Annotated in this window: 7 protein-coding genes; 1 reads left to right on the top strand and 6 read right to left on the bottom strand. The window is 77.3% G+C overall.

Features of this window, described 5'->3' with window-relative positions; genetic code table 11:
• Window positions 1–269 precede the first annotated feature (269 nt).
• The 5 genes from ACGFS9_RS14895 to ACGFS9_RS14875 all read right to left on the bottom strand — a co-directional run bounded on the left by ACGFS9_RS14895 (window position 270) and on the right by ACGFS9_RS14875 (window position 6936).
• Window positions 270–1391 carry a glycosyltransferase gene (locus ACGFS9_RS14895; RefSeq protein ID WP_393253358.1) on the bottom strand — a complete coding sequence of 374 codons (1122 nt, stop codon included), beginning with the start codon at window positions 1389–1391 and terminating at the stop codon, window positions 270–272.
• A gap of 1 nt (window position 1392) precedes the next feature.
• Window positions 1393–3528 (bottom strand): prolyl oligopeptidase family protein, encoded by a 2136-nt coding sequence (locus ACGFS9_RS14890; protein ID WP_393253357.1) that lies wholly within the window; start codon window positions 3526–3528, stop codon window positions 1393–1395.
• A gap of 292 nt (window positions 3529–3820) precedes the next feature.
• Complete coding sequence (locus tag ACGFS9_RS14885; RefSeq protein ID WP_393253356.1) at window positions 3821–5380, bottom strand: MFS transporter; 1560 nt, start codon at window positions 5378–5380, stop codon at window positions 3821–3823.
• Window positions 5377–6573, bottom strand: a complete 1197-nt coding sequence (locus ACGFS9_RS14880) for a radical SAM protein (RefSeq protein WP_393253355.1) — start codon at window positions 6571–6573, stop codon at window positions 5377–5379. Before ACGFS9_RS14880 ends, ACGFS9_RS14885 begins: the two co-directional genes overlap by 4 nt.
• Before the next feature lie 105 nt (window positions 6574–6678).
• The gene (locus tag ACGFS9_RS14875; RefSeq protein WP_393253353.1) at window positions 6679–6936 is read right to left on the bottom strand and encodes a hypothetical protein; all 258 of its coding nucleotides are present in this window, start codon (window positions 6934–6936) and stop codon (window positions 6679–6681) included.
• 387 nt (window positions 6937–7323) lie between these two features.
• On the opposite strand from ACGFS9_RS14875, the gene ACGFS9_RS14870 reads away from it, so the two are divergent.
• Complete coding sequence (locus ACGFS9_RS14870; protein WP_393253351.1) at window positions 7324–8571, top strand: cytochrome P450; 1248 nt, start codon at window positions 7324–7326, stop codon at window positions 8569–8571.
• 424 nt (window positions 8572–8995) lie between these two features.
• On the opposite strand, the gene ACGFS9_RS14865 is transcribed toward ACGFS9_RS14870, so the two are convergent.
• The gene (locus tag ACGFS9_RS14865) at window positions 8996–10258 is read right to left on the bottom strand and encodes an SWIM zinc finger family protein (protein WP_393253349.1); all 1263 of its coding nucleotides are present in this window, start codon (window positions 10256–10258) and stop codon (window positions 8996–8998) included.
• Between the last annotated feature and the right edge of the window lie 1096 nt (window positions 10259–11354).

The following is an 11354-nucleotide window of genomic DNA, read 5'->3' as shown; positions in this document are numbered from 1 at the left end:
CGCACCGCACGGCGAGGGCAGGGCACACCGCCGCGCGGGGAGGCACCGCGCGGTCGGCACTCCAGCGCCCGGCGCGGCACCGCAGGGCGCAACACCGCGGCGCGGTGCGGCGGGTGCGCGGGGTGGAGCACCGCCCGGCGCGGTACCGCGGCACGCGTGAACCTCGACACGACACGACACGACGCGGCAGGTGGGCGACACGGCACGGCAGCGCACGGCACCGCGGCACCGCGGGGCGACGGGGAAGCGCCGCCGGGGCGAGCCTCGCGTCAGCGGGTCGCGGCCTCCACCGCGTCGGCCGCGCGGGTCTCGCTCTTGGCGTCGGCGAGGAGAGCGCCGATCCGCCGCGCGCGCGAGCGCGGCCCGGCGTCCCGGGCGGTCCGTGTGATCGCGTCGCGCAGAGCCTCGGCGGTGGCCGCGGGCCCCGGCAGCGCGCGGGCGACGCCGGCGCGCAGGCAGGCGGCGGCCAGGACCTGCTGCTCGGACCCGTTGGGGGCGACGAGCAGCGGCTTGCCGCGCAGGAGTGCGGCGAGGACCGGGGCGGAGGTCGCGTTGGTCAGGACGAGGTCGGCGCGGTCGACGAGCGGGCCCATCCAAGGGCGCCGGCCGACGACGATGCGGGCGCCCGCGGCGGCCTCCGAGGCGCCGGAGCGGCCCAGTTCCACGACGGCCCCGTGGGTGCCGCCGGTGAAGGCCGCGTTGAGGCGCGGCCAGAGGGAGGCGCCGCCGAAGGTGCGCCCGAGATGGACGTAGACCAGGGGCCCCGGGCCCGGGAGGGGCTCGGGCGCCGCCGGAGGGTCCGGTTCCCACCAGCAGGGACCCACGTGTGTCACGGCCGGGGGCAGTTCGTGGCCGGGAGGCTCCAGGTCGGGGTGGCCGCGCAGCAGGAAGGCCGTGCCGAGCAGCGGGGTGTCGGGGAAGCGGTCGCGGCGGGGGGCGAGACCGGCCGCCGCGCGGACCGCCGTGTAGTGCTTCAGGGTCTCCGTCAGGCGCCAGACCCGGTCGTGGGCGTCCGCGGGACCGGGGCCGCCGCGGTAGGGCCACAGGTGTGCCGCGAGGCCGAGGACGACGACCGGAAGGCCGGCGGCCTCGGCCGCCACGAGCGCGCCGTGGCAGAGCACGGAGGTGACCAGGACGTCCGGCCGCAGCCGCTCGACCGCCCGTGCCACGGCCGCGTACTGCTCGGGGCCGCGGACCGTCCAGTGGGCCACCGACAGCGCGGTGGGGTCGGTGAGGGGCGTCACCTCCAGGCCGGCCGCGCCGGCCGCCGGTGCGGCGTGCGGGCCGGCGAGGACGTGCACCGTGTGCGCGCGGCGGCGCAGTTCACGGCCGGCCGCGATCGCGGGGTACAGGTAGCCCGGGTCGTTGAGCGGGCACAGGAGCACCTTCATGTCAGCCGCCCTCCGGCAGAGCGAGGCCCAGGTGGTGGGCGAGGAAGGCCATGACGTCCGCGTAGAGGCGGGCGCTGCGCGAGGCGCCGCGCGTGGCGTGGCCGACGCCGCGCTCGGTGCGCAGCACCACGGGTCCGGCGCCGGTGCCGGTGCCGGCCCACTGGAGGGCGGCGCACATCTTCCGGGCGTGCGCGGGGTCGACGCGGGTGTCGCCGTCGAAGACGGCGAGCAGCACCGCCGGGTAGCGGGTGCCTTCGCGCACGTGGTGGTACGGCGAGTACGCGAGCAGCCGCGCGAGGTCCTCGGGGTCGGAGGCGCTGCCGTATTCGTCGCGCCAGACGGCGCCCATCCCGGACCGCTCGTAGCGTGCCATGTCGAGCAGGGGTGCCGCGCAGACGGCGGCCGCGTAGGTCTCCGGGCGGCGGGTCAGCGCGGTGGCGGCGAGGAGGCCGCCGTTGGAGCTGCCGAGGAGGCCGAGGCGGCCGGGTGCGGCGTGGCCCGCGTCGAGCAGGTGGTCCGCCGCGGCGTCGAAGTCGTCGAAGGTGTTGTGCTTGTGTGCGCGGCGGCCGGCGCGGTGCCACTCCTCGCCCTCCTCTCCCCCGCCGCGCACGCAGGCCACCGCGTAGACGCCGCCCGCGCGGACCCAGGGCACGGCCTGCGGGGTGAAGCCCGGTGACATCGAGGCGCCGAAGCCCCCGTAGCCGGTGAGGATGGCCGGGCGGGGCCGGTCGGGGCGGCCCGTGGGGGACATGACGAACACGCGGACGCGGGTGCCGTCGCGGGAGCGGGCGACCTCCTGGGTGACGTGCACGCCGTGGGCCGGGGCGGGGGCCGGGGGGCCGCCGGGCCACGGCCGCAGCAGGCCGGTGACCGCGTCGTGGTGCAGGACGACGCCGGGCGTGATGTGGTCGGTGTAGGTGAACCAGAGTTCGTGACCTGGTTCTTGACGTGTCGTCATCTGCGTCACGGTGCCGTGTCCCGGGAGCGGGACGGTCGCGGTCCGGGCACCGGTCCGGGCGTCGTGCAGGGCCAGCTCGGCCACGGCGTGCCGGGTGCGTAACACCGCCAGCAGCGGCCGGTCCAGTGCCGGTCCGTCCAGGACGGCGAAGTCCTCCAGTACGGTGCCGGGTTCCTCGGGGACCAGGGTGTGCCACCCGTCGGGGCCGGCTGCCGTGCGGCCGGCGGCGGCGATCCGGCCGCGCGGGGCGCCGTGCGTCGTCCTCAGGAGCAGCGGACCCGTGCCGGGGCGGAGGCGGACGGCGGTGCGGCCGTCGGCGGCGTGCTGGAGGCGGCGCAGCCGGGGCCGGCCGGGGCTGCTCTCGGCGAGGTCGGCGATCCACAGGTCGGTGGCGGGTGCGGTGCCCTCGGTGGCGCCGACGGCGAGGCGGCGGCCGTCGGGGGTGGTGGCGACGGTGTAGTACTGGGTGTCGGAGCGTCCGGCGCCGAAGATCTCCGTGTCCTGGTCCGCGGGTGTGCCGACGCGGTGCAGGTAGACGCGGCGGCGGGGGGCGCGGGCGGGCGCGCCGGGCTCCGGGGGCAGGCCGCGCACGTAGTAGAAGGCCCGGCCGCCGGGCAGCCAGGCCACGGGGGAACGGCGGACCCGGTCCACGGGTCCGCCGACGGTGCCGCCCGATGCGGTGTCGAGGACGTGCAGCACCGACCGCTCCGTGCCGCCGGAGGACAGCTGGACGGCCACGAGGTCGCCCTCCCAGGAGGGTTCCCAGGCGTCGAGCACCGTGGTGCCGGACGGGTCGGCGTCCAGCGGGTCGAGGAGGACGCGGGTCGCGCCCGCCTCGTGGACGGCCAGTGCCGCGACCTCGCGCCCCGGCTCCCTGCGCAGGTGGAACTCCCGGCCACCGCGCGGCACGGGCGGGCGGACGCCGCCGGTGGCGAGCAGGCCGGTCATCCGCGACCGCCACGCGTCGCGGTCCGTCCAGCGGGCCTCCTCGCGGGCGTAGAGGAGGTCCTGGGCGGCGGACCAGGCGACGGTGGCGGGGTCCTCGGGATTCTCCAGCCAGCGGTAGGGGTCGGCCACCCTCAGTCCGTGGAGGGTCTCCTCCGGTCCGCTGCGCGGAGCGTCGGGGTAGGCGTACCGGGCGGACCTCGGCCCCGCGTCGCGGGGCGGGGACTGGGTCATCGCGGCGCTCCAGAGAGGGATCGGGGTGGATCAGCGAACGGACGGACGGATCGGCTCACCGCCGGTGCGGCGGCGCGGGGATGCAGGGGCGCGGGGATGCAGGCGCGGGGGTCGGGAGGCGCGACGCCCGACCGCGCGCCGTGAGGGACGGGACGGCGCGCCCGGCCGGTGGGGGGCGCGGGTGCTCCGCCGCGCGGGGGCGGGGTGGCCGGCCGACGCGGGGTGCGGGTATCGGGGGACGGGGCGAGCGTCGACGGGACGAGCGCCCTCGCGTCCGGTGCGGGTCCCGGTGTCAGACGGGGGCGTCCGGGGCGCCGGTGCCGGGAGGCGACGCGGGGCCGTCGCCGGACGCGGGGCGGGGCGGCAACGGAGGTTCGGGGGGCGCGGCGTCGGGTCCGGGCTCGGCGCCGGGGGCGCGGCGCGGGGTGTTCGAGGCGGCTGCGGGGTGCCCGTCGCCGTCGGTCCGGGGGGCCCGCTCGCCATGCGCGACGACGTCCGCCCGCTCCTCGCGATCCGCCCCGAGGGCGTGCGCGGGGTCCGGGACGTCGACGGGCCGCGGGGCATCCGGGTCCGTGCAGGTGGCGCCGGCGGTGCCCGCGGAGGCCGCCGGGACGCGGCCCGCGGACGCGGCGTTCCCGGCCTCGTCCGCCACCGCGTCCAGGCTGGTCTCGCGCAGCAGCGGCACCGACGACACCACGGTGACGACGGCCGCGGTCCCGGCGAGCGCCAGCCAGGTGCGGCCGGCGCCCAGGGAGTCCACGAAGGAGCCGGCCACGAGCGGCCCGAGGGAGGCGAGGCCGGCCATGAGCAGGCCGGTCGCCGTGCTGACCCTGCCGAGCAGGTCACGCGGGGCGAGCACCAGCATGGCGCGGCCGACGACGATGCCGGCCGGCGGGCTGAAGAAGACGACCAGGACCAGCACGGGCCCGATGATCCAGGGGTGGGTGGTGCCGGCGAAGACGGCGAGGCCGATCGCCCAGACCGCGCCGATGAGCAGGAACAGCCGGGCGGCCGGGACCCGCTTGATCAGCCGGGGCGCGGCGGCGGCGCCGAGCATCGCGCCGACGCCCGCGCAGGCCATCACCGCTCCGATGGCCGTGCCGCCGGCGCCGCTCTGCCGCAGGGAGACGACCATGGTGGTCTGTGCGGCCGCGGAGACGACGTTGATGCCGGCGGCGAACAGCAGCGCGGCGAGCAGCGCCCGTTGGTGCGTCAGCCAGCGCAGGCCGGCCGTGAGGCGGTCGTCGCGGTCGGCCCGCGCGACGGGGCGCGGCGGCCGGGTGACGATTCGCAGCAGCAGCACGGCGGACACCCCGTAGGACAGCGCGTCGGCGGCGAACGGCAGGATCGGGTCGAGGGTGAACAGCCAGCCGCCGAGGAACGGGCCGACGAGCGAACTCGTCGCCATGGCCGCCTGACTGCGGCTCAGCGCGTCCGTGAGGTCCTTCTCCGGCACCACGTCGCGCACGGCGATGGTGGCGGCGGGCGCGAACAGCGCGGTCGCCGCACCCTCGACGACGGCGACCCCGAGCAGATGCGCCTGCCCGAGGTCCGCGAGGGCGGACGCCAGCGGGATGCTGGCCAGTGCCACGAGCCGGACCAGGTCGGTGCCGACCATGATCATGCGTCGGTCCAGCCGGTCGGCGAGGTGGCCCGCCGGCAGGCGCAGCAGGGTCCGGGTCACCAGCGAGCAGGTCGCGACCGTTCCGGCCTGGGCCGCGCTGCCGCCGATGGACAGGACGAGCAGTGGGAAGGCGAGCAGCGAGAGCTGGGAGCCGAGGGTGGAGAGGGTCGAACTGAGCCAGAACCGGCGGAAGTCGGGGTTGGTGCGCAGGATGCCGGCGCGGTTCATCCCAGCCGTCCGGCGGCGTCGAGGCAGTCCAGGACACCGGCGTCGACGCGGTCCTGGAAGACGGCGCGGACGGCCGCCTCCTCGTCGTACTGGTAGTGGTCGTGGCAGCTGACCCAGCGGCCTTCGGTCTGCTCGGCGTCGAGGTACCCGTCGGCGAGGGTGCCGACCTCCATGCCGGGCTTGCCCGCGGTCTCCCAGCAACTGGCCAGGACACCGTCGGCGTTGATCACCGCGCCGTAGCGTCCGTCGGTGAAGGAGCATGCCTGGCAGGGGACATGGGCGCGCGGACGGGTGACGGTGAAGCCGAGTTCGAGGGCGCGGGCGTGCCAGCGGACGAAGTCGTCGACGAGGCCGTTCTCGTGCAGGAGGTTGTTGGCGTAGCCGACGCCGACGTCGCCGACACGGGCGAAGTGGATGCCGCAGCGCGCCGGATCGAGCTGCGTGCCGAGCCGCTCGACGAGTTCGTCCACGCCGCCTCGGTTCAGGTGCGAGACGTTGACCCGCAGCATCCAGCGCAGGGAGGTCTTCTCGATGGCCCGCGCGATGTTGGAGACGATGACGTCGAAGGTGCCGCCGCCGGAGCGCCGGACGCGGATGGCGTCGTGGTCGGCGCGGTCGCCGTCGAAGGTCACCTGCACGGAGCCGAGGCCGGCCGCGTTCAGTTCCTTGGCGATCAGCGGCGTGAGCAGCGTCCCGTTGGAGGTCATCGACGCGGTGAGGGAGCCGAGCCGGCCGGCCCGGGTGAGCAGGTCGCGGCAGCCTCGCGGGTTGAGCAGCGGCTCCCCGCCGAACAGCAGCAGCGACAGCCGGTCCATGCCCGCGGCGGCCATCCGCTCACGGGTGAACTCCACGACCTGGCCCACGCCTTCGGGGGTCAGCCGGGCGTGGCTGATCCGCGGCGGCCGGCTGCCTCCCTTGGGGTCCTGGGCGGTGTTCTGGAAGCAGTATCCGCAGCCGAGGTTGCAGTCGGTGCTGGTCAGCACGGTCAGCGAGTACGAGGTGTACGGCTTGGCCGCGTAGAGGCCGGCGTCGCGGAGGTAGCGCTCGGCCGAGGGCCGCAGGGTGCCGTCGGGTTCCACCTGGCCGGGCCGCATCAGGGCGTATCCGCCCGCTCCGAGGAACCACCACCCCCTGCGTGCGCGGATGAGACGGGCCCCGGCGGTGGGGACGGCGACGGACTGCGTACCGGGCACGGCAACCTCCGGAGCGGGGGCGGGAGTTGGAGGGCGGGCGCGGGCCCGGTCGCGGCGGCGTCAGGAGCCGCCGCGACCGGGAGGACCGCGCCGGTGGTGAGCCGATCAGGCGTTGTGCTCCTGGTGGACGCCGCACCACGGGGTGTCCTCGCCCTCCTCGGAGTGCGCGACGACCTCGGGCTCGTCGACGGACTCCTGGTGCACGCCGCACCACGCCACGTTCGACGCGGCGTGGGCGACCACCTCGGGCTCGTCCACGGACTCCTGGTGCACGCCGCACCACGCCACGTTCGAGGCGGAGTGGGCGACGACCTCGGGAGTCTCCTCCGCGGGGGTCTCGGTGGGCTCGACGTTCTCGGCCATGATGGTCCTCCATACGACGGGCGTTCGGGACGACGGACGGCGGCACTGCGCCGACCGGCAGGAAGCTAGGAGCACGGGGTTCGGCACCGGTTCGGCGCCGGTTCGGCCGCGGTGAATGCCCCTGGTGGGCGCGGTACGGCCGGGAGCCGAGGCCGCAGCGGGCCGTGCCGAACCGGCCGGCGGCCGGGCCGCGTCTGGCGGACGGCCGCGGAACTCGGGCGAGCCGGTCGGGACGTGGGGCCGCGGTGCGACGAGGGCGGTGGCGCAACGGTGGTGGCCCGACGGGGCCGCGCCATACCGGAAACGGACCCGGTCCGAACCGGACGTCAACCGGTCCCTCCTACCGTGACCGGCGCACGCTCCGCGACCGCGAGAGGACGCCTCCGTATGGACACCGACCCCGCCGTCACGGCCGCCCCTCCCCCACCGGCCGGCCGTCGGCGCCTGCCGGAGCCGCTGGGCGCCGGGTTCCTGGCCGAGCCGGAGCGGACGCTCGGCGGCATCCGGGAGACCTGTCCCGTCACCCGGATCAGGACGCCCGCCGGCCGCCCGGCCTGGCTGGTGACCCGCGCCGAGGACGTGCGGTCCGGCTTCCTCGATCCGCGCCTGTCCCTGAGCGGCGGCCGTGTTCCGGACCCGGACGTCCGGCGCCGCGCCCTGGACGTGACGCTCGTCAACTACGACCCCCCGGACCACACCCGTATCCGCCGCCTGGCGACACCCGCCCTCACCCCGGGCCGCATGGCGGCCCACCGGGAACGCATCGAACAGACCGCGCTGGACCTCCTCGACGCGGCCGACGCGGGGCGCGGACAGGGACCGCTGGAGCTGATGGACGCCTTCGCACGGCCCTTCGCCTTCCGCTCGTTGTGCGAGGTGTTCGAGGTGCGGGAGGAGGAACGGGCCGCGCTGTACGAGCCGGTGGCGCTCCTCGCGGACAAGACGGGCCACACCGCCCGGGCCGTCGAGGAGAGCGTGGCCCGCATCGACGCCTTCGTGCGCGGGGAGATGGCTCGCCGCGAGACGGCACCCGGCGAGGACGTCGTCTCCCGCGTTCTCGCGGCCTGGCACGAGCAGGGCGGCGCGAGCGAGGACGAGGTCGCCTCCCTCCTCGCGATGCTGCTGCTGGCCGGATTCGACAGCACGGTGCAGGCGATCGGCATGGGCGTGGTCGCGCTCCTCCACCACCCCGCGGTGCAGGCGTCCCTGCGAGCGGAGCCGGAGCGGATACCGCGCGCGGTGGACGAGTTGCTGCGCTGGGACACCCCCGGCCCGTTCGCCACGAAGCGCGTGGCACTGGAGGACGTCCGGTTCGGCGACACGGTGATTCCGGCGGGCAGCGGTGTGCTGCTGTCGGTGGCGTCGGCGAATCACGACCCGCGCTGCCACGCCGATCCCGCGACGCTGGACCCGGAGCGCCGGAGCGCCGGCCGTCACCTGAGTTTCGGCCTGGGGCCGCACTACTGCCCCGGATCGGCGCTCGCGCGCCTGGAACTCGCGGTCGCGCTACGGGCCCTGCTGGGCCGGTGGGACCGGCTGGAACCCGCGGTCCCGCCGGACCGGCTGGCCTGGGGCGGCGGCTACCTGCACCGCCGGCTGGCCGCCCTGCCGGTCCTGCCGCACGGAAGGACGTAGCGAGGCGGCCGGCCGACACCGGTCCCCGCCCCGGTCCGCTCCCCGCCGCACTGCTCCCCGCCCCGCGCCGGCCCCGCCGCACGGGCCGACCGCCCCGCGGTCCCGGCCCCACCACACGAGCCGACCACCGTCACGCTCCCGACCGTGCCGCACGAGCCGACCACCTTGCGGTCCCGACCCCACCGCACGAGCCGACCACCTCGCACTCCCGACCCCGCACGCGGGCCGACCGCCTCACGCTCTGGACCCAACCCCTCGGGCCGGCCATCTCGCACTCCCGGCCCCGCCACACGGGGCCGACCGCCCCGCGGTCTCGGCCGGGCCGCCGGGCCTGCTCCGCCGCTGGGCTGCCGGCCGGGTCGGCGGAGCGGGTCCCGTCCCGGTCCGGACCGGGACGCCGTCGTGGGACCGGAGGCGGACCGCGTCAGAGGTCGTCCGGCGCGCCGAGGCCGGTCAAGGCGCCGACGGGGTCGGAGTCCGGTGTGCCGCGCGGCCACCAGTCGTCGTCGCCCGGCTCGGACTCGAAGGCGTACCAGAGGCCGTTGCGGCCCAGGCGGAGCTGGGCGTGACCGCCCGGGTGGGTCAGGTGGTTGCGCCACGGCCGGAACGCCGGAAGGTCGGCGGCCAGCAGAAGCGGCCGCGCGCGGTCGAAGCGGCCGGCGGGCGGATCCCAGGGCTCCTCCAGGACGGCGAGGGCGTCGAAGCCGCCCTGCCGCCAGGCGGCCACCGCGCGGGCCAGGTCCGCGGGCGTCCGCCCCGTCGCCGACGCGAGCGCGGCGTACAGGGACCGGGTGGCGGCGGTGAGACCCGACCCCGGGCGCGCCGCGGCGAGCCGCACCGCGTCCTGCCAGAGGGTCAGCTCCGCCACCGGATCACGGCCCGCGGTGAGCAGGGCGTGCGCGCGGGCCGCCGCGTCCGTCGCCAACTGGTCCAGCGCGAACGGGTCCGGGCCCCCGGGGACGCCGGGATACGCCGGCGGCTGCTCGGGGTGCGCGGGCGGCGGCAGCGGTGCCGGAAGCGGGGGCAGCGCGCGCCGCGCGAGGGCGTCCCGGGCCCGGACTCCGGGCAGCGGTGCCGGTTCCCGTTCCCGCGACGCCCGGGCCGCCCGGGTGGCGTTGCGCCGGGACAGTGCGTCGAGCAGGTCGCGCTCCCCCCGGCCGCGCAGCAGAAGCAGCACGAACGGGTCCTGGTCCAGCAGCCGGGCCGTCTGGTAGCAGAGGGCGGCCGCGTGCTTGCAGGGGTGCCCGAAGTCGGGGCAGGTGCAGTGCGGTTCGAGTTCGCCCGGCCCGGGAAGCAGATCGACTCCGCAGGCGGCCAACGACTTGGGCATCTCCTTGTCCAGGAGCGCCGCGATGTGTCCGGGCTGCTCGGCCGCCGCGTCCAGGAACCGGTCCCAGTCCTCGTCGGGCAGCGTCCGCACCCTGATCTGGACGCGGTACGGGCGTGGCCGGCTGCCGTGGACGTAGGCCAGGACGAGACCGGGGGTCACGGTGATGGCGTCGACGTGCCCCTGTCCCGCGTAGGCCCGGCCGCGGGCCAGCCGGGCCGCGTCGAGGGCGCCTTCCTCCAGCGCCGTGACCCAGGCGTCTCCCCACCACGTCTGCGCGAAGGGCCCCCGCCCCGCGTCGCGCGCCGGGAGCCTCGCGAAGGTACGCCGCGTCTCCCCGTCCCGGCCCGGAGCCGCCATGGAACGTGGCAGGCGCTCACCGGCGACCGGGCCCGCCGGGTCGTGCCGGCCGCCGGCGTCCGATCCGCCCGGATCAGCGGACCCGGCCAACCCCGCGGAACCACCGGCCCGCGCGAAGTCACCAGACCGCGTGGAGTCGCCGGACCGCGCGGAGTCACCGGACCGTACGCGTCCGCCGGACCCACCAGAGCCACCAGAGCCACCGGACTCGCCGGACCCACCTGACTCACTGGACCCACCAGACCCACCAGACCCACCAGACCCACCTGGATGGTCCGGATCGTCCGTGGCGTGGCTGCCGGGTTCCGGAACGCCGAGGGCATCGGCCGGCGTGGCGCGGGAGTCGGACGGTCGCCCCGCCGCCGAGGGGGAGTCGGCGGCCGTCGCCGTCCCGCCACCCGCGGTGCTCGCGCCCTCCGGCGGAGCGGGACGGCGTTCACGCGGCTCCCGTCCGGCCGCGTCGTCGACGGCCTCCCGCACGGGCCCGGCGTCGGGCGCGTCGGGTTCGTCGGAGGGAAGCCGGAAGGCACCGGCGAGCAGGTCCCTCAGCTCCCGGGCGCGGGCCGCCGTCTCCGGGTCCACCGGGTCCGCGGCACCCCGGCGCCGTGTAGTGCCCGCGGTTGCCTTCCTGTCGGAGCGGGCTCGCGCACCCCGCCCCGACGCCGTGCCTCCGCGGCCCCCGCGCGCGCGGCCGTCTCCGTCCGGTCCCGGCGTTCGAGCCCGCATCGCCTCGTCCCGGGCCGCCCGGAGGGCCTCGCGGGCGACGTCACCGGGCCGCGTTCCTCCGGCCGTCGGGGCGGGGAGGGGACCGGCCTCCGCGGTCTCGGCGTCCTTCGCGGTCCCTCCCCCGGCATCGCCGTCTCCCCGCCGGCCCGCGGGCACGTCCCGACCCGACGCGTCTCCCTGCGGGGCGGCAGGAGGCTCGCCCTCCCCGGTCCCGGCGTCCCCGCGTACCGGCGGGCCCGGATCGGTCACTGGCGTTCCCCCGCCGCCGGAACCGGTGACCGGGACGCCCCGGTCATGCGGCCCGACCGGCCGGGGAGCCCCCTCCTCGGCGCCGGAGGCGCCGACGGAGGGAGCCACCGGGCCAGGGGTG

Origin of the sequence: Streptomyces sp. NPDC048566 (assembly GCF_043199735.1) — a bacterium.
GTDB lineage: Bacteria > Actinomycetota > Actinomycetes > Streptomycetales > Streptomycetaceae > Streptomyces.
The sequence above is the reverse complement of the archived record's forward strand: the minus strand, read 5'-3'. Positions and strand labels throughout refer to the sequence as shown.